Origin of the sequence: Sporomusa termitida, from assembly GCF_007641255.1 — a bacterium.
In the GTDB taxonomy this organism is placed as follows: Bacteria; Bacillota; Negativicutes; order Sporomusales; family Sporomusaceae; genus Sporomusa; species Sporomusa termitida.
Genome location: NZ_CP036259.1, coordinates 4,177,458 through 4,203,609, shown reverse-complemented (window position 1 = coordinate 4,203,609; position 26,152 = coordinate 4,177,458). Strand labels below are relative to the sequence as shown.

At 52.1% G+C, this 26,152-nt stretch carries 20 protein-coding genes; 15 read left to right on the top strand and 5 right to left on the bottom strand.

The window, feature by feature from the left end:
* From SPTER_RS19610 to SPTER_RS19555, 12 genes are all read left to right on the top strand, one after another.
* On the top strand, positions 1-1,164 hold the full coding sequence (locus tag SPTER_RS19610; protein WP_144351938.1) for a UxaA family hydrolase: 1,164 nt from the start codon (positions 1-3) through the stop codon (positions 1,162-1,164).
* Positions 1,165-1,193: 29 nt separating this feature from the next.
* A complete protein-coding gene (locus SPTER_RS19605) occupies positions 1,194-2,465 on the top strand; it encodes a nickel pincer cofactor-dependent isomerase, group 22 (protein WP_144351937.1) in 1,272 nt (423 codons plus the stop codon).
* A 154-nt stretch (positions 2,466-2,619) separates the two neighbouring features.
* Complete coding sequence (locus SPTER_RS19600; protein WP_144351936.1) at positions 2,620-3,135, top strand: MarR family transcriptional regulator; 516 nt, start codon at positions 2,620-2,622, stop codon at positions 3,133-3,135.
* Between the two features lie 48 nt (positions 3,136-3,183).
* Positions 3,184-4,920, top strand: coding sequence for an amidohydrolase (locus SPTER_RS19595; RefSeq protein ID WP_144351935.1), 1,737 nt, complete (start codon positions 3,184-3,186; stop codon positions 4,918-4,920).
* Complete coding sequence (gene nudC, locus SPTER_RS19590; RefSeq protein WP_211367334.1) at positions 4,895-5,752, top strand: NAD(+) diphosphatase; 858 nt, start codon at positions 4,895-4,897, stop codon at positions 5,750-5,752. The genes SPTER_RS19595 and nudC overlap by 26 nt, the downstream gene beginning before the upstream one ends.
* Positions 5,753-6,008: 256 nt before the next feature.
* Positions 6,009-7,421, top strand: a complete 1,413-nt coding sequence (locus SPTER_RS19585) for a PTS mannitol transporter subunit IIBC (protein ID WP_144351934.1) — start codon at positions 6,009-6,011, stop codon at positions 7,419-7,421.
* Positions 7,422-7,491: 70 nt separating this feature from the next.
* Complete coding sequence (locus SPTER_RS19580) at positions 7,492-7,923, top strand: PTS mannitol transporter subunit IIA (protein WP_144351933.1); 432 nt, start codon at positions 7,492-7,494, stop codon at positions 7,921-7,923.
* 85 nt (positions 7,924-8,008) lie between these two features.
* On the top strand, positions 8,009-8,788 hold the full coding sequence (locus SPTER_RS19575) for a DeoR/GlpR family DNA-binding transcription regulator (RefSeq protein ID WP_246105369.1): 780 nt from the start codon (positions 8,009-8,011) through the stop codon (positions 8,786-8,788).
* An 18-nt stretch (positions 8,789-8,806) separates the two neighbouring features.
* Positions 8,807-9,766 (top strand): 1-phosphofructokinase, encoded by a 960-nt coding sequence (gene pfkB, locus SPTER_RS19570; protein ID WP_144351932.1) that lies wholly within the window; start codon positions 8,807-8,809, stop codon positions 9,764-9,766.
* Positions 9,767-10,023: 257 nt separating this feature from the next.
* On the top strand, positions 10,024-10,308 hold the full coding sequence (locus SPTER_RS19565; protein WP_144351931.1) for an HPr family phosphocarrier protein: 285 nt from the start codon (positions 10,024-10,026) through the stop codon (positions 10,306-10,308).
* Entirely contained in the window at positions 10,301-12,010 is a 1,710-nt protein-coding gene (gene ptsP / locus SPTER_RS19560) for a phosphoenolpyruvate--protein phosphotransferase (RefSeq protein ID WP_144351930.1), read from the top strand. Before SPTER_RS19565 ends, ptsP begins: the two co-directional genes overlap by 8 nt.
* A 20-nt stretch (positions 12,011-12,030) precedes the next feature.
* Positions 12,031-13,305 carry a zinc-binding dehydrogenase gene (locus tag SPTER_RS19555; RefSeq protein WP_144351929.1) on the top strand — a complete coding sequence of 425 codons (1,275 nt, stop codon included), beginning with the start codon at positions 12,031-12,033 and terminating at the stop codon, positions 13,303-13,305.
* Between the two features lie 229 nt (positions 13,306-13,534).
* On the opposite strand, the gene SPTER_RS19550 is transcribed toward SPTER_RS19555, so the two are convergent.
* The 4 genes from SPTER_RS19550 to SPTER_RS19535 are packed head-to-tail and all read right to left on the bottom strand — an operon-like array spanning position 13,535 to position 20,235.
* Positions 13,535-15,043: a glycosyltransferase gene (locus tag SPTER_RS19550; protein ID WP_246105368.1), complete on the bottom strand. Its 1,509-nt coding sequence runs from the start codon at positions 15,041-15,043 to the stop codon at positions 13,535-13,537.
* Positions 14,988-16,538 carry a tetratricopeptide repeat-containing glycosyltransferase family 2 protein gene (locus SPTER_RS19545; RefSeq protein WP_144351928.1) on the bottom strand — a complete coding sequence of 517 codons (1,551 nt, stop codon included), beginning with the start codon at positions 16,536-16,538 and terminating at the stop codon, positions 14,988-14,990. The genes SPTER_RS19550 and SPTER_RS19545 overlap by 56 nt, the downstream gene beginning before the upstream one ends.
* Positions 16,535-18,268, bottom strand: a complete 1,734-nt coding sequence (locus SPTER_RS19540) for a tetratricopeptide repeat-containing glycosyltransferase family 2 protein (RefSeq protein ID WP_144351927.1) — start codon at positions 18,266-18,268, stop codon at positions 16,535-16,537. Before SPTER_RS19540 ends, SPTER_RS19545 begins: the two co-directional genes overlap by 4 nt.
* The gene (locus tag SPTER_RS19535; RefSeq protein ID WP_144351926.1) at positions 18,265-20,235 is read right to left on the bottom strand and encodes a TPR domain-containing glycosyltransferase; all 1,971 of its coding nucleotides are present in this window, start codon (positions 20,233-20,235) and stop codon (positions 18,265-18,267) included. Before SPTER_RS19535 ends, SPTER_RS19540 begins: the two co-directional genes overlap by 4 nt.
* A gap of 176 nt (positions 20,236-20,411) precedes the next feature.
* Between SPTER_RS19535 and SPTER_RS19530 the strand changes: the two genes are divergently transcribed.
* The gene (locus tag SPTER_RS19530; RefSeq protein ID WP_144351925.1) at positions 20,412-21,479 is read left to right on the top strand and encodes a DUF6385 domain-containing protein; all 1,068 of its coding nucleotides are present in this window, start codon (positions 20,412-20,414) and stop codon (positions 21,477-21,479) included.
* 112 nt (positions 21,480-21,591) lie between these two features.
* A complete protein-coding gene (locus tag SPTER_RS19525) occupies positions 21,592-22,431 on the top strand; it encodes a DUF6385 domain-containing protein (RefSeq protein WP_170233338.1) in 840 nt (279 codons plus the stop codon).
* 270 nt (positions 22,432-22,701) lie between these two features.
* On the opposite strand, the gene SPTER_RS19520 is transcribed toward SPTER_RS19525, so the two are convergent.
* Entirely contained in the window at positions 22,702-24,354 is a 1,653-nt protein-coding gene (locus tag SPTER_RS19520) for a sigma-54 interaction domain-containing protein (RefSeq protein ID WP_144351923.1), read from the bottom strand.
* 248 nt (positions 24,355-24,602) lie between these two features.
* On the opposite strand from SPTER_RS19520, the gene SPTER_RS19515 reads away from it, so the two are divergent.
* On the top strand, positions 24,603-26,129 hold the full coding sequence (locus SPTER_RS19515; protein WP_211367333.1) for an HAL/PAL/TAL family ammonia-lyase: 1,527 nt from the start codon (positions 24,603-24,605) through the stop codon (positions 26,127-26,129).
* Positions 26,130-26,152 lie beyond the last annotated feature (23 nt).

Below are 26,152 nucleotides of genomic sequence, written 5' to 3'. Positions count from 1 at the left end.
ATGAATTTTATGGGCTATCGCCGTCCGGACGGCACGGCCGGCATCCGCAATCATGTACTGGTATTGCCGACCGTAAACTGTGCCAACCAGGTGGCCAGAGGGATTGCAACAAATGTGAGGGGCGCTGTCTGGGTTGAGCATCAGCATGGCTGTTCCCAGCTGGGGGAGGATGCGCAGCAGACAGCCCGGGCCTTTATCGGCCATGGGATTCACCCCAATGTCTACGGAATTGTTGTCGCCGGTTTAGGCTGTGAAGTGATCCGGGCCCAGGACGTGGCGGCCGCAATCCGGCGGCACTGCCCCTATAAGCCGGTCCATACGATTATTATCCAGGACGAGGGCGGCTCCAATAAGGCTATCCGGGCCGGTACCGCCGCCGCGCAGGCGATGATGATCGCTGCGTCGGCCCTGCAGCGGGAGGCTATTGATGCCGGCGCGCTGATCCTGGGAACCGAATGCGGCGGCTCTGATGCCTGTTCCGGGCTGTCCGGCAATCCGGCGCTGGGGACGGCCAGTGACCTGCTGATCGATGCCGGCGGCACTGCCATCCTGGCCGAGACAGCCGAACTGATCGGGGCCGAGCATATTATCGCCGAACGGGCCGTGAATGCGGCCGTCCGGGAGCAGTGCTACGCAACGATCAGGGCCTTTGAGGACTCGGCCAAGACAATGGGCGTGGATATGCGGGGCAGTAATCCCACCCCCGGTAATATTGAGGGCGGCCTATCCTCGATTGAGGAAAAGTCCCTGGGCTGTGTGTATAAGGGAGGGACAAAGCCGCTGCAGGCCGTTATCGGCTGGGCGGAAAGGATAAGCGCCAAGGGCCTGGTTTTTATGGATACCCCCGGCAATGATATTGAACAGCTGACAGGCATGGTGGCCGGCGGCTGCCATATCTGCGTATTCACTACCGGGCGGGGCACGCCTACCGGCTCGCCGATAGCACCAACCATCAAAGTAGCAACAAATACGGCAATGTTCCAGAGAATGCGGGACAATATGGACCTGAACGCCGGCACCATCATAACCGGCGAGGAAACGGTAGCCCAGGTCGGGCAACGCATATTTGCCGAAATGCTGGCCGTTGCCTCCGGGAAACTGACCAAAGCGGAGGTTCTGGGACAAAATGATTTCGCCATTATGCGCATTGGGCCGTCAATGTAGTCAAATATAAAGGCTGGGAGGGGATTTTTATGGGTATTATACAGGAACTGCTGGCCGGGACCGAGCTGCCGCGCATGGTTAAAATCCACCAGAATTTTAAGGTAACAGAGGTGCAGGACATACCGTCGGTGATTAGGCAGGAGTTTGCCAAAGCCGGGATCGGCGAACAGATTAAGGACGGCATGGATATTGCCGTTGCCGTTGGCAGCCGGGGGCTGGACCGACTGCCGGAACTGGTCCGGCTTACCGTGGCGGAGATACGGCAGCGCGGCGGCCGGCCTTTCGTTGTGCCGGCGATGGGCAGCCACGGCGGCGCAACTGCCGCCGGCCAGGCCAGCGTATTAGCCAATCTCGGGGTTACCGAGGAAAGCGTCGGCTGCCAGGTATGCTCCTCGATGGAGGTTGTGGAGGTTGGCAAAATCGGCAATGGCCTCGCTGTCCATATGGATAAATATGCCTATGAGGCCGACGGGATTGTAATCATTAACCGGGTTAAACCCCATACCGCCTACCGGGGTCCCTGCGAAAGCGGCCTGGCTAAAATGCTGACCATCGGCCTGGGCAAGCAAAAAGGGGCAGAGACCTGCCATATGTACGGCTTTAAGCATATGGCCGAGCATGTTTTGGCCATGGCGCAGGTCAAGCTTGCCTGCTGCAAGGTGCTGTTTGCTATCGGCACTGTGGAAAACGCCTATGACAAAATATCAACACTGGTCGCGGTGCCGGCGGAAAAGATCATGGAAGCGGACCAGCAACTGCTGCTTGAGGCCAAAGCCAAAATGCCGCGGATCCTGTTTGACGAGCTGGATGTGCTTGTTGTCGACCGGATCGGCAAGGAAATATCCGGCGACGGGATGGACCCGAACATAACCGGACGGTACCCCACCCCTTATGCCAGCGGCGGTCCGGACGTCAACAAACTGGTAGTCCTTGATCTGACAGAAGCGACCAATGGCAACGCCTGCGGCGTTGGTGTCGGCGATTATACCACCCGCAAACTGTTTAATAAGATTGATTTTGATTACACCTATGCCAATTGCATTACCAACACCACCCCCGCCCCGGCCCGCCTGCCGCTGGTTATGGCCGATGACCGGGAGGCCCTGCTGGCTGCGGTCAAGACCTGCAATGCCCGGGATCTGTCCAAAGTCCGGCTGGTCAGAATTAAAGACACCCTGCATCTGGGCGAGATTCTTATCTCCGAGGCCCTCTTGCCGGCGGCAATGGCCAATCCTGCGATTGAAGTGCGCGGCGAGCCGGCCGCGATGATTTTTGATGAGGCCGGCAATCTGCTGGGCTGACAGGAGTAAAAATCATAACCGGCCCCAGCCTGCATAACTGCGGTTGGGGCCGGTTATTTACAATTCGGCAGGACTGATTTTATTTTTTTATCACATACTGTATAATGAAAGTGGCTCTTATGTCACAACACTGGCTAAAGTTAGGTTGATTAGCATGCAAAGCAGGGAATTGGCGGTTCAGGCGCTGATGCGTAAGCTGGAAGCCCTTATTTATTATGCAAACAGTATTGAGGATTACGAGGAAAAAATACTGCAGGCGATGTTGCAGGAGCAGGACTACGAAGAGCTCCGGCAGGTGAGACTGACCCTGGCAGAATGCCATGTCATCGACTGTATTGAAAGAAATGCCTTACTCAATGCGACCGCCATTGCCAAACGCCTGAATATAACCAAAGGCGGAATTTCAAAAATAACGGCAAAATTAATCAAAAAGGATATGATCGAAGTCCGGCGGCTGGCGAACAACCAAAAAGAAACATATTATAGATTGACGCCGCGGGGGCAAAAAGTATTCCGGATTCATGCAAGCCTGCATGAGCAGGCTCAGGCCGGCTTTATCCGGCTTTTTAGCGCTTACAGGCCGGAGGAATTAAGGGTTGCCGGCAAATTTGTCGATGATCTCATTGCCGCCTTTCAGTCTAGAATGGAAAGGCCAGACAGTGAGTCTTAAAAAAACGCAGTGACAGTACTTGAATAAAAAACAAGGCAGGTGATGAGAATGACCACAGGACGTTTGGCCGACATGGTCATGATGAATGGCGTAATATATACTGCCGATCCTCATGATACTGTTCATCAGGCAATCGCCGTCAAGGGGGAAAAGATACTCTTTGTTGGCAGTAATGAGCAAATAACGGCTTATATTGATGACGCCACGGAAACAATTGATCTTCAGGGGAAGATGGTCATTCCCGGCTTGATTGACAGCCATATTCACCCGCCGGGCATTGCCCTGACCGAACTCTATGAGGTGCAGTTGTTCGGGATTAACACCCTGGAAGGCTACCTCGCGGCCGTCCGGGATTTTATCCGGCAGCAGCCGGACATCAAAGCGGTCTTTGGCCAGGGCTGGTTATGGAGCGCCTTTACCGGTGAGGATCTGAACAAAGGCCCCCGGAAGGAGTATCTGGATGCGGTGGCGCCCGATATTCCTGTCATTCTGCGGGCCATGGACGGCCATAGCTGGTGGGTTAACTCCAAGGCGCTGGCAGTTAGCGGTATAACTACTGCAACCCAGGCGCCTGAGGGCGGCGTCATTGAGAAAGACACGGTCAGCGGCGAGCTGTGGGGAACAGTGAAGGAAAGTGCCATATCACTGGTTATGCAGCCGCAGTACACCCTCGAACAATATATACAGGCGATGGCAGCCTTTCAAAGCCGGATGCACAGCTTTGGCATTACCGGCATACTGGCGATTCTGGGGCGGTTTATGCCGCTGATCCTGCAGGCCCTGCAGCACTTGGCCCGGCAAGGGCAGTTGTCGCTTCATGTCCGGGGCGCCATTATGGTCCGGCCGCAGGCGGACCTGCACAGCCAGCTTGAGGCCATTGGCGACCTGCAGGCCGAATATCATTCCTCTAATTTCCGGATTACCACGGCGAAGTTTTTTGCCGATGGGGTTGTGGAGGGGGGCACAGGCTATTTGCTGGCGCCCTATACCCTGGCGACAGGCAAAGGCCCTGATTATTACGGCCGGTTTCTATGGGACGGGGGCGGGCTTGACGCGGCGTTTGCGGCCGCCAACCGGCGGGGGCTGCAGATTCATGTCCACTCAATCGGCGATGGGGCCACCCGCAAGGTTCTTGATGCGTTGGCGGCAGCCCGGCAGCTGGTGCCTGCCGGTGATTTCCGCAATACGATTACCCACCTGCAGCTTGTTGCTCCTGATGATATCATGCGGTTTAAACAACTGCAGGTACTTGCCAGCGTTCAGCCTTACTGGCATTTTAAAGGGCCCAACTGGTGGCACAATGTTGACTACCGGCTCCTGGGGGCCAGGGCTGAATACGAATATCCGCTGCAAGCCTTTGTCGCCGCCGGTGTGCCGATCATCTCCTCCTCCGACTATCCGATTACCCCGGTGCCTAATCCGCTGTTTGCCATTGAAACCGGGGTTACCCGCAATATCTTCGACGGCCGGGTCTATGGCGTCGAAGATATAACCGACAGGGAAGATGAGCGGTATTTGCTGAATAAGGCCGAGCGGGTTACGGTGGCGGCCATGCTCAGAAGCTTTACGATTAACGGCGCCTATTCATTATTTATTGAGCACGAGACCGGCTCGCTGGAGGCCGGCAAGCAGGCTGACATGGTCGTGCTTGCGCAAAATTTGTTGGCCATCAATCCTATTGCTATTGACAAGGTGAAGGTATTGCGGACTTACTTTGCCGGCAGGCTGGTCTACCAGCGCGCAGCAACAGGGGAAAGCCATGAGGCGACAGGGGTTTATGGCTGAGCAGGGCTTATATAAAAACTATCGACCGGCTGTTGTTGCTCCGGCCGGGGCAGCGACCGGACCGGCCTGGCTGTTTATTTTTAAAGCGTCTCAAATCCTGCTGCGGGACGGTTTAGAGCAGCCGGTTATTCCGACCGGTGAGGAGGTTAAACAAATAGGGCCGCAGTTAAGCGGCAGGCAGTATTTGGGTGAACTGAAGGGGCGGCCCTGTTATTGCATGGAGATCAATGACACGGCCGTTCTTCCGCCCGGCTTAGTCTTTAAAGAGTTGCGGGCCTTACTGGAGCAGGTGGAAGAAGATCTGTTCCTGCTGGCCGGCCGGGCGTTTCAAATCATAAACTGGCACCGGCTAAGCCGGTTTTGCGGCCAATGCGGCCGGCCGACAAAACTGAAGCCCGGTGAGCTGGCGAGGCTGTGCCCGGGCTGTGAAACTGTATATTACCCCCGTATTTCACCGGCCGTTATCGTTGCCGTTACCCGCGGTGGCAGGGTGTTGCTCGCTCATAATAGAAACTTCAGGCGTAACTGGTACAGTGTTATTGCCGGCTTTGTGGAACCGGGCGAGACCTTTGAGGAGTGTGTGGCCAGGGAAGTTATGGAGGAGGTCGGCCTCAAGGTCCGGAATATCAAATACTTTGGCAGTCAGCCCTGGCCTTTTCCCGATTCCCTGATGGTTGGTTTTACGGCCGAATATGAAAGCGGGAAAATCCAGGTCGATGGTGAAGAAATCGATGCCGCAGCCTGGTTTGGCAGCGAAAACCTGCCGCCTTGTCCCGGTAATTATACAATTGCCGGCAAATTGATAGAAGCGGTGCTGCAAAACAAAAAGTGATGACTAACAGGTCCTTCAGTCAATAAAAAACAATCTGCCACCGGTGGCAGATTGTTTTTTATTGCACAAATATCTGTATTTTCTAAATGTATTGACAATGATTAAATGCAAGATTATAATGAGCATAAACGATAATAAATGATCATAAAACATCACAATATACTTAGAAATCGATCAAATTTGATTACAAAAGCGAGGTGAGGGGGAAGATTGATAACCGGACTTACCTGAGATCAGATATTGAGGAGGGAGAAAAATGAGAGAAAGTCTGCAAAAATTTGGTGGTTTTCTGGCAGGCATGGTTATACCCAATATTGCGGCAATCATTTGCTGGGGGTTAATTACAGCATTCTTTATCCCCACCGGGTGGGTTCCTGATGAGAACCTGGCCAAACTTGTCGGGCCGATGATTCAATACCTGTTACCCATCCTGATTGGTTTTGCCGGCGGCCGCCTGGTTTACGGCCTGCGGGGCGGAGTCATTGGTGCTACCGCCACGATGGGCGTTATTGTTGGCAGCGACATTCCGATGTTTTTGGGGGCTATGGTTATGGGGCCCTTTGGCGGCTGGGTTATAAAAAAATGCGATGCGATGATTGAGCACAAAATTCCCACCGGGTTTGAAATGCTGGTTAATAATTTCTCAGCCGGGATTCTGGGAATGATCCTGGTGATCCTGGCCTACAACATTATCGGGCCGGTGGTTGCAGGCATTGCCACCCTGCTTGGCAGTGCCGCGAAGGTTATTGCTGAAGCCAAACTGCTGCCGCTGTTAGCCCTGCTGATTGAGCCGGGCAAGGTGCTGTTTTTGAACAATGCGATTAATCACGGCGTATTTTCCCCCATCGGCATTGCCGAGGTCAAGGAATTCGGGCAGTCTATCTTTTTCCTGCTGGAAACAAATCCCGGCCCCGGCCTGGGCTTGCTGCTGGCGTACTGGGTATTTGGGAAAGGCCTGGGAAAACAGTCCGCACCAGGTGCTATCATCATTCATTTTTTTGGCGGTATTCATGAAATCTATTTCCCTTATGTATTGATGAATCCTCTGTGTATTATTGGGGTTATTGCCGGTGGCATGGCAGCGGATTTAACCTTCCTGCTGTTTAATGCCGGTCTGGTTGCCACTCCCTCACCGGGCAGCATCTTTGCCCTGCTGGCGATGACGCCAAAAGGGGGCCTGATCGGGGTGCTGGCGGGTATTATTGTAGGTACGGTTGTCTCTTTCCTGGTCTCCAGCATCTTTGTCCGGGCCTATAGCGGCAATGTTGACGAACAGGGCGGCGCGGATCTGATTAGCGCCCGGCAGCTGGTGCAAGCGATGAAACCGGCGAAGGCAGGGGAGCAAGTCCAGCAGTCGGCGAACAGCCAGACACTGGCAACTAAAGAGGCCGGTCTGGTGAAAAAGATTGTGTTCGCCTGTGAGGCGGGAATGGGGTCGTCGGTCATGGCTGTTTCCGTGCTGAAGAAAAAACTTGCCCAGGCCGGAAAAAAGGAAATTGAGGTTGTCCACAGCCCGGTTAATCAAATCCCCCAGGACGCGGACATTGTGCTGACGGCGGCGGGTTTGGTCGAAAGTGCCAGAAAAGTGGCAGCTCCGGGAACCCGGGTGTACGGGGTGCAGGACTTTATTAATACCCCGGTTTATGACGAAGTCATCAAGCAGTGCTGAGACTTTGCCTGTGCGTATAACTTGTCTGGGTTTATTCTGCCGATACCGATAGCTAAGGAGAGCGAAAAACATGCGTTTTGACCGTAACCTGGTTTTTATAAAGTCTGACCTGCGCAGCAGGGACGAGATTGTCGAGTTTTTAGGCCGTCAGCTGGTAGCGGCCGGGGCTGTGCAGCCTGACTATATAACAGCTATGCATAAACGTGAGCAGGATACCGGCACTTATATTACGGAGGGGGTCGCGATACCCCATGGTACCGAGGAGAGCCGCAGCCTGGTAAATAAAACCGCCATTGCCATCGTTAAGATTCCCGGGGGGATTGAATGGATTGACGGCAAAAAAGTATATCTGGCCTTCGGCATTGCCGGCAATAATGACGAGCATGTTGCCCTGCTGGGCGGGCTGGCCGGCCTGCTGATGGATGCCGGCCAAAAAGAGCAGCTTATGGCCGCGGGCAGTGAAGAGGAGTTATTCACCTACCTTGAAGAAAATATCACATAAATCGGCGCCGTTAGCTGCTGCAACACCCCGCCGGCGCTTGGCCAAAGAACTTTAGCGGATTATGGCTGCTTGTAAATGCTTTAGAGTGGGACTGGAGGAATTTATGTTTGCCGAAGAACGAAAAACGGAGATTTTACAACTTATCAGAATAGGCAACCCGGTAACGGTAAGCAGCTTAAGCCAGCGTTTCGGCGTTTCCGAGTCTACCGTGCGCCGTGATCTGCAGGAACTGGAGGACAACGGCCTCATCCAGCGGACCCACGGGGGAGCCATTTCAGTACAAACCGGTTTTGAAATGAGTTTTCAGGAAAAGGAAGTTCGCTTTCTCGCCGAAAAACAACAGATTGCCACCCTGGCTGCCGGGCTGGTCAATGATGGCGAGACGGTCCTGCTTGATTCAGGCACAACCACCCTGGAAATTGCGCGCTTATTACGTACTAAAAGAATTACTGTCGCCACCAATAGTATGGATATTGCCCAGGTGTTTAGTGATGATGCGGCTGTTGAGACTGTATTGCTGGGCGGGACGCTGCGGAAAAACACGCGGGCTTTAGTAGGGTATCTGACCAATGATGCGTTGCGCAAGATGTATTTTGATAAAGTATTTCTGGCCATCAATGGTATTGATCCTGAATTTGGGATTACTACGCCCAACCTGACGGAAGCCGAGACCAAACGCTATATGCTCCACGCCGGCAAACAAAAAATTCTGGTTGCCGACAATTCCAAAATCGGCCGGCGCAGCCTGTCCCGGGTTTGCGGTCTTGAGGATATTGAGTTATTAATTACTGACACCGGCCTTACAGACACCGACAGGCAACAACTGGCAGCGTTGACCAATGTCTTGATCCCGACAATATGCTAGCAGGAGAGGTGACCGGCTATGAACAGACAGCCGCAAATCGTGACAATTACTCTGAACCCGGCCCTTGACCAAACCGTATATATACCCAATTTTCAGGAGGGAGAGGTCAATCGTGTCCAAGAGCACCGTATTGATCCCGGCGGCAAAGGCATAAATGTTGCCAAGGTAGTCAGGGCCCTGGGCCACCCGGCTTGTGTCACCGGCTTTCTCGGACAGGATAATAGCAAGAGATTCCATGAGTACTTTCAGCAGCAGGTGATTACTGACTGCTTTGTGGAGGTTGCCGGCGCCGCCAGGGTCAACATCAAGATTGTTGACGACCACAGCGGCCGGGTAACTGAAATTAATTTCCCCGGTTTAAGCTGCGGCGGCCGGGACCGGGAAGAGCTGGAAGCGGTCATCCGGAACCTGGCCGGAGAGTACCAATGGTTCGTTATTGCCGGCAGTCTGCCGCAGGGCGCGCCGCCCGACATGTATGGCCGGTTGACCGGACTGCTGCGGCAGCAGGGGGCCAGGGTACTCCTCGACAGCAGCGGCCCGGCTTTGCGTGAGGGGATTAAGGCCGTTCCCCATGCCATTAAGCCCAATCTGGAAGAACTGGGACAACTGGTCGGCCGGACGCTGGCAACGGAAGCTGAGGTTAAAAGCGCGGTTGCCGACTTGCTGGCCGGGGGAATCCAGGAAGTCATTGTGACTATCGGGGCCCGCGGCGCCATTGTGGCCGACAAAACAGAAATGCTGCAGGTTACACCGCCGGCTGTTGTCGCTAACAGTACCGTCGGGGCCGGCGATGCTATGGCTGCCGGTTTTGTTGTCGGCAAGATCCAGGGCTTGCCGTTAGCCGATTGCGCCCGCCTGGGAACGGCGGCGGCCACGGCCTCGGTCGTTCAGCCCGGTACCCAGGCCGGTCCGGTCCAGGAAGTGGAGAAATTACTGTCCCGGGTTCAGGTCAGCCGGGAAGCAGTGGTTTTTAAATAAGCCTAGTAGTCCGCCATGTCTAAAGCTATAGGCTGAATTGCCGCGAGATTTTTCGCCCAGCAAGGCGGAGACGCTAACTGATTCAGTAAGATCTGCTTTAATGAAGCCGGTAGGTGATGGATCTCTTGTTACTTGCACGGGCCGCGCATATCGGACATATGTAAGGTGACGACAACGAAGCTGGACGGGAAATATCGCGCCAAGAACACTGTAGATTTAGGCGTGGTGGACTACTAATTACAAGGCAGGTGGAGAAAATGATTGTCCATGAATTCGTAATTAATAATAAAAGCGGGTTGCATGCACGGCCTGCTGCCCTGTGGGTTCAGACTGCCGGCCGGTATCAAAGCAGTATCAGGCTTAAAAAAGACAACCGGGAAGTAGACGGCAAAAGCCTGCTGGCGGTCCTCTCGCTCGGGTTGACAGCAGGCAGCAGTGTCCAGGTGACGCTGGACGGACCTGATGAAACGGCCGCCGACAATGAACTGATGAAGCTGATCGCTGAGTTGGCGGCAGCGGGAGAGCAGGCAGGGCATGAATAAAAAAAGCTGGCAGGGAATTGGCGCCTCAGCCGGTCTGGCCGCCGGCCGGATCTGGCTGCTCGGGCCAGCGGCCGGGGCAACTGCCGAAACGGCGGCTGCTGATCCCGGCCTTATCGACAGCCCCAGTCAGCTGGCCCGGCTGCAACAGGCCATGGTGATGACAAACGGGGCGCTTCTGCAGCTGGAAGACCAGGTCAGACGCGAGCAGGGGGAAGAGCTGGCCCAGATTTTTGCCGCTCACCGGCTGTTATTGAGTGATCCGGCCTTCACCGGTGAAATGGCACTGCGGATTCAGGATAAAGGCCTGCCGGCCGAGCAGGCGGTACAGCAGGTAACGACCGAAGCGGTGACACTGCTGGCGGCCTTGGAAGACGCCTATTTCCGGGAGCGGGCTGTTGATATTCAGGATGTCTCGCAGCAGCTGCTGCAGCATTTGCACGGCCAGGGTACCGGTGCCAGCCGGTTTCCCCCGGCCGGCAGCTGGGTAGTTATGGCTGAGGAGTTAACACCGGCCCAAACTATTACGCTGCCTAAAGACCGGGTGGCTGCCTTTATTGTCCGCAATGGCGGCAAAACGTCCCATGCGGCGATTCTGGCCCGCACCTACGGAATTCCGGCGGTGGTCGGCGTAACGGCCGGCTGGGAAGAACTGACCGGGGTTGAGGCAGTGGAGCTTGACGGTGAGCAGGGGTGGATCGGTGCGCTGGCGCTGGCCGACCTGGCCGCGCTGCCGGGAGCAGCGGGAAAACCTGCTGAATCAACGCCGGCAGAACCAGCCCCGGCTTATACCGCCATAACGCTGGCTGCCAATATTGGCAACCCGTCTGACCTTGCTTTGGTCCGGCGTTTCCAGGCACAGGGGGTGGGCCTGTACCGCACCGAGTTTTTATTTATGGGGACCGCTTTGCCTACGGAAGCAGAGCAGGCTGCGGCTTATACCGGGGTAATCAGCGCCTGCGCCCCCCAGCTGACTGTGATCAGGACACTTGATATTGGCGGCGATAAAAGGGCGCCGGCGCTGGCGCTGCCTGCAGAAAAAAATCCTTTTCTGGGGGTTCGCGCCCTGCGGTTGTGTTTCAACAGGCCGGAACTTTTTGCCGCCCAGCTGCGGGCTATCTGGCGGGCTTCGGCGGCCGGGCCGGCTGCCGTGATGTTCCCGATGATAGCAACCCTGGAGGAGCTGCGGCAGGCCAAACAGTATCTGGAAACCGCGCGCGAGGCTGTTGTCAGTCAGGGCTATCCGGTTGGCTCTCTGCAGGTGGGAATGATGATTGAGGTTCCCGCCGCGGTCTGGCTGGCCGCCAAGCTGGCGTCAGAGGTGGATTTCTTTAGCATTGGCACCAACGACCTGATTCAGTATGCAGTAGCTGTTGACCGGGAGAATAGTGCTGTTGCCCATTTATATCAGGCCTACCATCCGGCGGTGCTGGGCATGATTGCCCAGGTGGTCCGGGCCGGCCGGGCCGCCGGTATCTGGACCGGCATCTGCGGCGAGGCCGGCGGCGATCCTGTATTGGCGCCTTTCTTTGCCGGGCTGGGGATTGATGAATTGAGTATGTCGCCGGGATTATTGCCGGAAATGCGTCAGGCCTTGGCCGGGCTTGACCAGGACAAAATTGCCGGCGAAGGTTTTGTTGAAAAAATTCTTGCCTGTGCAACAGCGGCGGAAGTAACCGACCTGTTGACAGGCTATACCAAATAGGGGCTTAAGAGGTGGTAAGAATGCAAACACGGGCAGTAAGACTATACGGGAAAAAGGATTTGCGTCTGGAAACCTTCGCGCTGCCGGCACTAAAAGCGGATGAAATTTTGGTTCAGATTATATCCGACAGCATCTGCATGTCCAGTTATAAGGCGGCCGTGCTCGGGCCTGAGCACAAACGCGTGCCCCGGGACGTTGCTGAACATCCGGTTATTATCGGCCATGAAATGGCCGGCAATATTGTGGCAGTGGGGGCCAAATGGCAGTCCCGGTTTACGCCGGGGGAGAAGTTTGCCCTGCAGCCGGCCCTAAACTATCAGGGCCGTATGGATTCGCCAGGGTACTCTTACCGCTATTGCGGGGGCGCGGCCACCTATGCCATCTTACCGCAGGAGGTCATGGAACTGGGGTGTTTGTTAAAATACGAGGGGGAGGCCTATTATGATGCCTCGCTGGCCGAGCCTATGTCCTGCATTATTGGTTCCTTCCATGCCAGTTATCATACTGATATGGGGTCTTATGAACACCGGATGGGCATCGCTGCCGGCGGCAAACTGGCTATTCTGGCCGGTGCCGGGCCGATGGGGCTGGGAGCCATTGATTATGCCCTGCATAGCGACCGGCGGCCGGCAATGATTGTGGTTACTGATGTTGACGAGGCTAAACTAGCGCGGGCCAAGGCTATCTTTCCGCCGGCTGAGGTTAAGCAAGCCGGCATTGAGCTTATTTTTGTCAACACTACGGCGATCCGCGATGGGGCTGCCTATTTGCGGGAACTTACCGGCGGTACCGGGTTTGATGATGTGCATGTGTATGCACCGGTAAAGGCAGTGGTAGAGCAGGCTGATCAAATTCTGGGGCGGGACGGCTGCCTGAACTTTTTTGCCGGCCCGACCGATCCGGCCTTTGCCGGTTTGCTTAACTATTATAATGTTCATTATAATGCCGCCCATGTAATGGGCACGACCGGCGGCAATACCAGTGATATGCTTGAGTCACTGCGGCTGACGGAAAAGAAACTCATCAATCCGGCTGTCATGGTCACCCACATCGGCGGCCTCGACAGTGCGGCCGGCGCAACCTTAACCCTGCCGCAGCTGCCGGGCGGAAAAAAACTGATTTATACCGGTATTGATATGGAACTGACGGCCATTGAGGATTTTGCCAAACTGGGGGCCGCCAATCCCCATTTTGCCACACTGGCGGCAATAACAGGCCGCAACAAAGGCCTATGGTGCGCAGAAGCAGAGCAATACCTGCTGAAAAACTGGCCTGAAGGTTTCAAGCGGCCTTAAAGTAAATGACACATAGCGAGCCTGCCCACCGGGCAGGCTCTTTGCTTCGAGAACAGGGTCCCTTTGCTTCGCTTCTGGCTGCCGGACCTATCAGGCCTGATTATTTTGTTAACCAATCAGATATCGACAAAACCTAGGGAGAAGCAGGGGGACGTTCATTTTGCTTCGCTTCCTGTCTGCCGGCTGGCTGTCACTTTGACCTAATTATTCGGGGGGCTGCAGGTATGTATTAGTCCTGCCAGGTAATCAGATTGGGCTTAGGGTCCAGGATCGACTGATACTGTTCTTTGCTGCCGTACAGGGCCTTCGGATCTAATTGCTTGTAGCGGTAATATTTGTCAAGCCGGTCAGCCGGCCGGGACCAGCCCCAGTGCTGCAGCCGGATTTGACAGGGAACTGCCCGCAAATGACCCGGATTCAGGGGCAGCCGGCCGCAGTGCTGGGGGGTTTCCTGCCAGATATATTCATAACCGGCCTGATAGCGCACCAGGAACGGCCGGTAATGCAGATGCGCCTGCCAGCAGTTGTCTTCCCGGTATTGGGTTTTGTTCCACATGTCATACAGGCGGAAATGATAGATGTCTGCCTGAGGGTTGCGCAGCAAAAACGGCAGCCAGCGGACAATACTGTCTTCGAAGATTTCGTCCGCATCGAGAATGAGTATCCAGTCCGGGTTGGTAGCTGCGGCTAAAGACCAGAGCTGCTTGCGCAGGGCAATCTCGTTATGAAAACCGGCCTCATTGTTGACCACAATCCGGTGCGGCACAGCAGCCAGGCAGCGGCGGCAAACCTGAACTGTATTATCGGTGCTGGCATCGTCGAGAATGATCACATGATCGGCATAGCCCACGGCCTGTTGCAGTACTTGTTCCAGATAGCGGTTTTCCTCATTGCGGACAAGCATGGCCAGTGTCAGGCGGGGCGGCGGAGTATTTTGCCGATAATCATATTGCTCTTTATGCGTTACAAGTCCGGCCAGCTCTGATTCCCGGTACATATGGTAGGGGGGATAACAGGTATCGGCATAGAGTTCAAGGCCCAGTACCGCGGCCCGGACACAGAAATGCCGGTCTTCGCCGGTTAAGTCCAGATTTTCGATTTTGCGGAAAGCAATACCGGCAGCCAGTGCTGCTTTGCTAAGCAGGGTGCAGGCCCCCAGGCCGCCGACTTTATAGATTCCGGGGCAGCGGAGACTGCTAATGAAATCCCGCTGGCGCCGGCCGGTTTCCTCTTCACTCAGCGGCCGGCCGTCACCGGTTTCATGCAGGCGATACTGACCGCCCAGCCAGACCTGCGGCAGCGGGATCAGTTCCTTCTCCCATTGGGTCCAGTAAACCTCAGCGACAAGGTCTTTACCGAGGCTGACCAGATGGGTAATGGTTTTTGGATGCAACGCTAAGTCCGAATCAACCAGGAACAGATAGTCATATTGCCGCTCCCGGGCCAAGCGGATGAAATAGTCCTTATATTTGGCAACTTTCCACACAATATCTTCCTGCCAGTAATGGGTCTGTTCGTCGCAACGATACGCTTGCGACTGCTCTGCTCCCTGGAAAACAGTAACGCCGGCATTGGCGGCAGCAAACTGCTGCAGTTCAACGCTCGGAGAATCATGATCATCGATAAACATAAATTCCAGGGTAAAACCTGTCTGGTCCAGCAGTTGCAGGCAAGCAAGAAACTCAGTCAGTATGGCTGGTTTCTGCCTGATCGGGCTGGCCAGCAAAATGCGTTTCACCGATAAATACCCCCTCCCAGAATGTTAATGGGTCAGTAGTGGGGACGCTGGGCTGAACAACTGCTGCAAGCAGCAGCAAACTTTGCAGCGCGTCCGCCGTTAATGCCTGCCGCAGATTGGGTGCATAGCCGCCGGACAAGGCCAGCAGCCGGCTTTGAAGCAGCAGCTTGCTGCTGCTTTGCTCCAGGAGAACATAAATCTCAGGCTGTGGCCAATGCGCCGGGGACAGTGTTGCCAAATACTGCGCATAGGTGCCGCAGGCGGAAATAATCCGCGGGAGATCCCGGGCACTGATGCTTTCCAGGATAGACAGCAAAAGAACGGCAATGGCCAGATCGGACTGGCCGGCCTGGATTATCTGCGCTAATAATCCTGTTACCGCCGCCGGGGGAACTTTAGTCAGCGCCGGTTCACAGGCCTGCAGAGCAGCCCGGTCGCTCAACATGGCTAATAATCTGCGCAATGGATATAAGCCCACCGTTGTTTCGGTAAAGGCCGTGATATAATGCTCACTGGCCTGCGCAAACAGACCGATAAAAAAGTAAACATCCCCCAGGCAGCAATGGACCTGCCCGGGAGTTACCATGGTCAGTTTTCCTGATAATGCACCTGCCAACATCGGGGCTGCCTCGGGCCACCGATTATGCTGCATGAGCCATACCCCGTACAGGCAGTACAAGTCACCCTGGTCAGGCAGCGCCTGCAGGCAGTTGCCAAATAAGGCCTCAGCGCCAGCGTCGTCGGGTTGGGCCAATTTTGTCAGCAATAATGCCGCTAAAACCTGGGGGATGTAGCCTTCCGTCCCCTGCAGCCGGGACAGGGTGCTTTCCAGTAATACGCCGGCCTGACGGAAGTCTTTGCGCTGTAAATGCTCAATGGCCAGGCTATAGTGCAAAAAAGGGTCCTGAGGATTGTGCCGCAGGGCTTTTTGAATAATGGCCGTATTGCGCTCGAATTTATGTTTAATGGCTGATTCCTGGGGCAGATAGCCATAGTGGTGGATGGTATAAGGCGCAAGCAGCAATTGGCTGGTTTGAATACTGCCGGCTACCTGTTCATGGATCGAACCGCTAAAGCGATAGGCCGGCTTATTTTTAAACAGACGGACTACATAATCGTTAACTGTCTTATTATCGCCGTCCAAATAGCTGATAATCTCAAAGTAATATCCCTCTGCCGGGGTTCGTTGCAGGTAACTGACCAGTTCGTGCCGGGATAACGGTTCTAATACTTCATCGGCATCCAACACCAGTATCCACTGCCCCCGGGCTTGGCTGATCGCATAATTACGGGCGGCGGAAAAGTCGTCTGTCCAGGAAAACTGAAATACGGCGGCACCATAGTCGGCCGCAATTGCTGCTGTGGCATCTGTTGAACCTGTATCAACCACAATAATCTCATCCACAAGCTGCCGGACACTGGTCAGGCAATGAGTGAGGCAATGAGCCTCGTTTTTAGCAATAAGGCATAAAGAAATAGAAGTTGTTTTATTCATGGATATAAGCCTCGCAGATGGGAAAAGGTGTAAGCCAGGCTTTGTTTCACACCCTGTTCTTTGAGCGTGAGATTGCGAATAAATAAAGCAAAGGAGTCAGCCTCAGCGGCGAGGATGTCTTTAATCGCTGTCAGTATAGCGGCAAAACCAGGCTGCCCGGAAATTTTTTTTGTCCGGACCTGCAGGCAACGGTTGCTGATCTCCAGCAGGCTAGAAGCTGCCCGGGGATTAGCCAGCGGCAGGGTGGTATTGTGGCACAATTGTTTATAAAGGCAAAATACTGCCCGGAATACATGCTGATTGTCCGGCGTTTGCCGGAGGTGCCAAAGCTGTTGGCGAGCTGCTTCAAAACGGTGTACAAGCATAAGAGCGATTATTTCATCTACGGCGGCAGTGGTGGAAAGCGCCAGTCCCAGCCGCCGCATTTGTTGAATTGACTGTAAAGCACCGGTGATGTCGCCGCTGTACAGCCGACAGGTAATCAGTATCTCTGAAACGGGTGTGTTGCCGGTCTGATCAGGGGTTAAGCACTGCAGCCCGATATCGGGTAAACCTGCAGTCCGGAAAAGTTCCGCCATTTCTTCGGCAACGCTGCCAACAGTTAGATAACCCTGTTCCCGGAGAAACGCTAATACCTCACCGGCCGGCTGCCGGATCAGCTTTAACATGATTAATGGATATAAAGGATAATAGTAATTTTGACTGGCATTTACAGCCTGTTCATAGTACGTTTGCGCCTCTTTTACTAATCCCAGTTTCTCGGCGCAGTAACCAAGATGATAATAAGCCAGATAGGTATCTGTTCCTTCGGTATGAAAAAAGGCCAGCGGCGGCGGACCTAAGCGAATTGCCTCCTGGAGCCATTTCATTGCCAGCGTGTATTCACCCTGTAGTTCAAAGAGAACGGCGCCATCAAAAAAGAGATCGCCATACTCAGGATACCTTTCACTTTCTTCCAGGCAAAGCCGGGTCGCCGCCGCCAGTTTCGCAGACTGCCGGTAACAGCTGATGAGATGACGGACAGCCGGCGAGCGAAACATAACCTGAGTGGCCGATAACTGACGCAAGGCTGTTTGCAAGGCGGGAATCGCCAGCTCTATACGGTTTAGACCCAGCCATTCGGCCCCTAAATAATAATGTAAACAGGGGGCAGGGCTGGTCCGGGCCAGCGCCGTCTTTAACAGACGAATATTTCGGCCCCGGCGGGAATTTCGTTCAGAGGCAGGCACTGCCTGATGCCAGATTACCGGCGACCAGGCATGGCCGATCGTCTGAGGGGTGTCTATAAGCACATATTCGTGAACAGGACCGGTAAAGCGATAGTGTTGGCGGAATAGCCGCAGCACAATATAGCGGTCATATTCATAACCCTCATTGCCGGCCTTTAATGCATGCAGCGGCAGGCAAAACGCAGTATACCCGGGCCGGCTGATTAATGCCTGCAGATCTCCGGGCGCAACCGATAGCTGCTCATCGGCATCTAATGACAGTACCCAGTCGCCGGTTGTTTGTTCGATTGCATAATTGCGGGCGGCAGCAAAGTCGTCCTGCCACCGGTACGAATAGACCTTTGGCGTATAGGTCCGGGCAATCTGCAGCGTAGCATCAGACGAACCGGTATCGACAATGACAATTTCATCAACTGCCTGTCTGACGCATTCCAGGCACCCGGCAAGACGGGAGGCTTCATTGCGGACAATCATCGCCAAAGAAATACGCGGCTGGGTCATTGTTTTGCAGCCTCCTCCTGTAGCTCGCGAAACAGGGGTATATCCGGATATCTCCGGGCCGCTTCAGCCAGCAGTTCCTGGCGCATAGCCTGGTACAGGCGTATTAATTTAACATAATACTGCGGCTGTTGGGGCGCAAGCGATAGGGCCCGCCGGTAGCAGAGGCCAGCCTCTGCTGTTTGCCGGCTATGCTGCAGTGCCTCGCCTAACTGGCACCAGGCGGCTGCATCCTCCGGCTGTTCTTCCAAGTATAGCTCGGCATACCGTCGGGCCTGTTCCCAATATTCGTAGTGGGCAAAAATCCGGGCAATATCCAGGGCATATTCTTTTTTGGTTTCTGGGGCAACTTTGCTAAGTAAGCTTTCGGCAAGCTGTAATTCCTGCAGATCAAGTGCCCGTAATACTATATCCTGTACGAGCGACATGCCCTCCGGTCCAAGGAGCGCAGGCGGGGCCGAGCCTCGTTTATATAAAGAATCCTTCAGCATTGTGACAACAGCACCGGTATCGGCAGACAGGCCGACAGCCAGGAAATCCTCACACAGCCTGCGAACTTTTGTACGGTTTTTGTTTAGCCAGAAGCAGAGAATTTCATTCATTCTTGCTAACGGGTATTGCGGGTGATTCAGGGGAATGGCGTCTAATAAACGCAGTGCTTCCAGTATTCTTTTTTGCTGGATCAGACATATTGCTTTCAGCATAGTGGTATAATCATCAAGCGCAGCTGGTTCAAGCTGTTCGAAATACTCGAATGCCAGCCGGTACGCTCCTTCGGTAAAGTATACAGTACCAATGAGCCGTTTGGCATCACCTGTACAGAAATCACACAGTTTTTCCAGCGCCTGTCTGGTATAGTCCGGGTCTTCCCGGGGGTTTAATATCCGGACAATGGCCGGTAAGGGGAGGGTGAAAGCCGCATTATCCTGCAGGCTGAGAATGTAATACCGCAGCGCTTCTTCTTCATTACCAAAAACCTCTGCTAACCGGGCCAACTGATAATAAGCCCGAAAACCGCGGCTGCCGCTGAAGGGGGCGTAGTAAGCCGGCTGCTCCGGCATGGAGATTGCATGCTGGAAGCAGTCGAAGGCACCGGCGTAATTATTAAGCTCAAGCTGGATTAAGCCGCCATAATAATATAGATCAGCATAATTGGGGAAGAACTTTAAGCCCAGAGCAATGGCCTCCAGGGCGCGGTCATACTGCCGGGCTCCATAGTGGGCTAAGGCAATGTAGCGCAGCAGTTTGGGATAATATATTGTACCCGGATCAGTATTGTTAGCCGCCCTGGTCAGTTCTGCCGCGGCTTCGGCAAAGTTGTCGATGCGGTACAGCTCCACGCCGTAGTGGTAACGCAGCGCCTGGTTGTTGGGCTCACATTCTATTTGCTTTTTGATAATGGCCAGGTTCCGGTTTTTTTTATTTTTTTCGCTAACCTGCCGGTCTAAATAACCATAATGACGCAGCACAATGTTTTCAGCGATCTGAAAGGCTGCCTGCCGGTTATGCTCGAGAATAACATCGACAATCTGTTCATGAATGGCCCCGCGGAACCGATACTCCGGTTTGTTGCGGAATAGACGAAATACCAAATCCGGGCAGGCTTCATAATTACCGTCCACACCAATCAGATTAATGATTTTTACAAAATAGCCCTCATTGTCCGCTGCTGCCGCTTGCCTTAGCCCGCCGGCGCTTCCCGGCTCCAGCGCTTCATCGGCATCCAGGAAGAGGATCCAGTCGCCGGTAGCTAATTCTAAGGACACATTGCGGGCGGCGCTGAAATCATCCTGCCAAAGATAGGAGACAACCTGGGCTCCGGCCTGTTCGGCTACCTGGATGGTTTGATCTGTAGAGCCTGTGTCGACAATAATAATTTCATCAACGGTGCCGGTCACGCTCTGCAAACAACGTGCCAGATTAATCTCTTCATTTTTTACAATCATGCACAGGCTGATTTTATTGCTCATAGCCATACCCCATTATTTTTTATTATTAGTATATGTCTGGGGGCTGGCCGGCGTTCGTTCCGGATCAGATTTACATAAGAAGGAAAAAGCCGTCACATAAGTTATTGGCACGACATATTATACGTTGGGTAGAGAAATCTACAAAAAGCTATTATTTGAAAGGAAGTGACGCAATAATGCCAAATTTTAAGATTATCCAGGACGTTCCCGATCAGGCGCGAATTAAAATCTATGGTTCGGAAAACGCTGCTCTGATCACAGAAAACGGCGGTTATTTGTCTGTAACAGCTCCAGTCGGCGGTTTTAGTATTACGGCCCCTGTCAACGGCCTCTTAGTGACGGCGTCGACGGAAGGCCTGAGCGTAACCGGTCCCGCTAATGGGTTGATTGTCACAGCGCCGGCGTCCGGCCTGAGTGTAACGGCCCCTGTCAACGGCCTTTTAGTAACGGCGTCGACAGAAGGCCTGAGCGTAACCGGTCCCGCCAATGGGCTGATTGTCACAGCGCCGGCGTCCGGCCTGAGTGTAACGGCCCCTGTCAACGGCCTCTTAGTGACGGCGTCGACGGAAGGCCTGAGCGTAACCGGCCCCGCCAATGGGCTGATTGTCACGGCGCCGGCGTCCGGCCTGAGTGTAACGGCCCCTGTCAACGGTCTCTTAGTAACGGCGTCGACGGAAGGCCTGAGCGTAACCGGCCCCGCCAATGGGCTGATTGTCACGGCGCCGGCGTCCGGCCTGAGTGTAACGGCCCCTGTCAACGGTCTCTTAGTGACGGCGCCGACGGAAGGCCTGAGCGTAACCGGCCCCGCCAATGGGCTGATTGTCACGGCCCCATCTTCCGGCCTGAGTGTAACGCCGCCAACCGGAGGCTTATTGATCACCAGCGATGGTTTAGCCGTTGTCTCCACCTTGTCGACCACTGATGTAGCCGAAGCTAAAACCGGCCTTATTGATATCGCCGGTTCACCGTCCGAAACATATACCGTCTTGGGGGTGGCAACATATTCGTTCGGGTTGGTGAACGAAGCTACATCTGACCCCGATGCCCAGGCCACGGTTCAGTTGCAGCTTAGTCCTGACGGGGTGGTGTGGTTTAACGACAGTGCGGCCGTTACCCTCAGCCCCAATACTGCCACCGGGTTAGTTTCCGGTATTTTTCTTAAATATGCCAGAGTATACTACGCCGCTGTTAATGCCGCCAGCGCCGTAGACCTTACGATCTTCTTCCAGGGGCAATCGTCGTAAGCTATTGATTTATGGATTTCAGCCCTGCTTAATTTGTCTCCGACCAGTTTGGAGGCAAATTGTACATAATATCAAATTGCGGGGTCTATGGCAAAAAGGAGGGGCGGAGCAGGTGGGGGAGAAAACCATTAAGCCTCCTGTTAAGAATATAACGCTGGTGAATAGCCGCTGCCGGCAACGGCGCTTTAGCAATAAGATATTGACAATAGGTCGTAAGAAACGGGTGTTTCAGTCGCTTATTGATTTTGACATTACCGCTTTGCCGCCTTGTCTGACTATTTTGCGCGGTACTCTCAATGTTTTTGTGGTTAAGAATACCTGCTTCCAGGAGGAGACGACCATTGATGCGCATCAGATATTTTCAGCCTGGTGTAAAAGAAAAGCAATCCTGTTTAACACTGAACCTGCGGCCAGCGCGGTTGCACCTGCGGCCAATGCCGGCTGCTTAACTTTTGACCTTACATCACTGGTTACCGATTGGTATACCGGTGTCAGCGCAAACCTGGGGGTGCTTTTACAACTAAGAAATCAGCAAGAGCCTGGATTAATAGGCTTTTGTAGCAATAGAGCGTTTGATTCGCGGTGCTGGCCTTTTTTACAAGTAACATTCTTGGAGCCGCTACCTGGTGATAACAATGGCCACACACTGGATACCGACGCAAGAGTAACAACCGGCAACAATGTGCGGACAACAGCGAAACTCAACGTCCAACATTTTAATTATACCTATTATGTAATTAACACTGGTACGCAGAGTGCCAGTGTTGCTCTTGAACTTAGCCCTGACGGCATAAACTGGATGACAGACGTACCTCAGCAGATTATTGCTCCGGGAGTCATGAAAACCTTTGTCCCCGGTGTAATCGCCAGATTTGCCTGCCTGACTTTTCAGTCGACCCTACCGGAACAGCATACCGACCTAAATATATATGTAAGGGGCAGCTGCTTATAAAAAATATTATTTAAAGAACCAAAGGGCTGTCGCACTAAGCCAGCCCTAAAAACAAAGACGGCAAACCGGCAGTAGCCGGAAGTCGTCTTTTGCTGCAGCATCGTATTTGTGGAAATCAAGAAATTACAACTAGAGAAAACATGAACGCCATTGTGACAGCGGTCTAGGCCTGCACCGAGTGCGCCGGCTGTCCACATAAGTAAGGGCAAAAGCAAGACGCCGCTGGAAGAACGGAGCAAGAACCTCCTTTAATAGGGAAAGAGGCTACGATCAGACAACGATTCCATACTTATGAAGGCGGTAGGAGAGACTCTGACGACATATTCCCAAAGACTTTGCAGCATGTGAGATATTGTTTCCATAGTATTCTAACACTTGTTTTAGCAGTTCAGCTTCATAATCTCCGATTATGTTTTCCAGTTTGGAATGAAAAATATCAATGTCAGAAGTTGGTAATAATGGTATTGTTTTTGAGGAACTCTTCTCCGTAATGTAGGAAGGGAGACAAGATATATCAATAACGCCTCCTGCCATTACATTCATTGCATAATCGAGTACATGAAATAATTCGCGTACATTTCCGGGCCAATCATAACTGCAAAAGAGTTTTAATACTTCCGGGTCAACATAATCAATAGCTTTTGCAAACTGGTATTTTTTTAAGTTAATGTACCGCTCAATTAGCAGCTCTAAATCGACCAGTCGTTCCCTTAGCGGAGGAATTTGAATTTGTACAGAGGACAATCTATAAAATAAGTCTCTCCTCATCTTGCTGTTTTCCACTAATAAAAAAGGATCTTCATTACAAGATGAGATAATACGTACATCAGTTATTAAGTCTTTGTTCCCCCCTATTCTTCGAAAGGTACCTTCCTGAACAACACGAAGAATTTTAGACTGCATCGCCAGGCTCATAGAGTTCAATTCGTCTAGAAAAAGTGTTCCACCATCAGCTTCTTCAAATAACCCCGCTTTATTTTCACTACCGGTAAAAGCTCCTTTAGTAGTTCCAAACAATATACTTTCGATAAGCGTATCCGGTAATGCTGCACAGTTAATCGCAACAAAATTTTGTCGGCTGCGGGCACTTTCACGGTGAATACTTTGGGCAAACATTTCTTTACCGGTTCCGGTTTCTCCAATTAAAAGAATATGGAAATCAAGCGAGGCGAATTTGTGGGCTAATTCTACTGCTGAACGTAAAGGAGCACTATTGCCGATAATATGTTCAAAAGTATAACTCGAAAGCTCTATCGAAGGATTGGTAGCAGTATATTCCTTTAAGGCTTTCAAGCTGGTGTCAAGCTCGCTTTTTTGCTTTTGAATTGTCAAAATATCACGTTCAAAAAGGACAGCTCCTGTGATCTTGCCATTCTGGGAAAGTGGATAGGCCGTATTGATAGTAGTTACCTCTCCGGCTGAAATAGAGGAAAATGTGTCTACCCTGTTTTTAACAGGCGCTTTTTTTTTCAAACAGGAAAGAGTGGCACTTCGCTCCTCTTTAACATTCCATATGTCAAGCATATGGTTACCGATTATTTTCATAGAGTCCGGTATTGTGGAAATGCAACGGCTTGTTTTATTGCAATAAATCATATATCCTTTTTTGTCATATATCTGTATTCCTTCCGTAAGTAGTTCCAATACCTGCTCAAAGAAAATTTCCCTTTGATTTTTCAAGGAAAAAAGATAGACGGTCATAGCCGGAGACAAAGAAAGTCTTTCATACAAATAAACATCGCTATCAAGCATGATCTTTCCCTGTTCATCCGGCGAAATATCCGGCAGTATATCACTCATTTGACTGCCTTTTTTCAGCGACCAGCTATAATGGTACTTTTTTTTAATTGACGAATTCTTCCAAATAATCTCTTTTATTTCCTGCATTTCTCCAATAACAAACGCAAAATCGAATAAATTCACAAGCCGCTCCCTCCTTAACCTTCCTGCCACTCACTCACTTTTCTTTATATTTAGCTTATCACAACCACATGGAAATTCAATGTAAATGCAAAAAAAAATAACATAATGCAAAAAAAATTAACAGCAAAAATGCAGCCGTTTGTTTTACTTTCCTATAAAGACGGTCTTTTAATGGTTGGCACTATAATTGCTATTAATACATGTAAAGGCCTTTATATTAAATGAAACAGTAAAAAAGGGGGAAGCAAGTGGAAAAAATTATTCTTGGAAAAAAAGTTACAATGGAAGACGTTATATGTGTAGCGCGTGGATATGCGCAGGTAGAATTTTCTGATGAATATTGCAATCGGGTAAACAAATGCCGGAGCTATGTCGAACAATTCAGCAAAGAAGGTCAGGCCATCTACGGTTTGACAACCGGATTAGGGGATAACTGCAGGAAATTCGTACCAGAAAAGGATCGAGAAATCATTCAGAGAAATCATATTCTGGCCCATACCTGTTCAGTTGGCGAGCCAATTAATGAGGAGTGCACCCGGGCGATCATGTTTATCATGCTGGTACATTTTGGTTGTGGTTATACGGGAATCCGTCTTGAAACTTTAAATTTGCTGCGGGATATGTTAAATAATAATATAGTACCAAGAGTGCCTGGGCACGGCTCAGTAGGCTATGTCTCTTTAGAAGCCCATATCGGAATGGTTCTAATCGGAGAAGGGAAAGCCTGGTACAAGGGAAAGCTCCTGGCCGGAAAAAAAGCATTAGCAAGTGCCGGACTTAAGCCAACGGTTTTATCATCAAAAGAAGGCCTTACTATTGTTTCCGGCACTACGTCGGTAACTGCATTTACAGCTCTTGCCTTGTACGACGCAGTAACACTTGCTAAAACAGAGGATATTGCAGCATCGTTGACCCTGGAGGTTCTAAAAGGTACGTTAATGTCAATGGATGAACGAATTATGAAGGTCCGCCCCCATCCTGACCAGGAACGGACAGCTTCCAATATCCGCGCTCTATTAAAAGATAGTGCAATTATCGAAAAATATAAAGGACACCGCGTACAAGACGCGCTTTCACTGCGTTGTGTTCCACAGCTCCATGGAGCCGTAAAAAAATTTATTAAAGCCGGTCTCGATGTTTTAGAAATTGAACTTAACTCAGCGGTAGATAACCCGTTAATATTCGAACAGGCAGATGGCACCGCCATTGCCCTAATGGGGTGTAATGCAGACGGTACTTACGTAGGGATGGCCGCTGATGTTTTAGCCATCGCCATTACAGATTTATGCAAAATGTCAGCCTGTCGTATTGACCGTATGCTGAACCATCTGGTTAGTGAGCTACCGGCCTTTCTGAATAAAAATGCTGCTTATAATAACGGCTTAATGATGATTCAGTATACTGCAGCAGGTCTCATGGGTGAACTTAGAATTTTATCTCATCCGGCGGTTGTCGATAATCTGGCTACCTGTGCTAATCAAGAAGACTATGTCAATATGGGCTATAATGCAGCAAAAAAAGCGTATGACAGCGTTCAACTGGCGAAGTATATTTGTGCAATTGAATTAATCTGCGGGGCACAGGCTTTGGACTGCTACGAGAATATCGGACCTGCTACCGGAACAAAGGCTGTTTATAATCTGGTAAGAAAAGTTGTTCCTGTAATGGAATGCGATTCACCTTTGGAACCTTATATTGAAATGGTAGCTAAACAAGTTATTGATTGCGATTATATAAGAAATGTGGAAGAAAAAATCGGTAAAATACTATTTTAAACCAGTTCTTAGTTCTTGCTGAA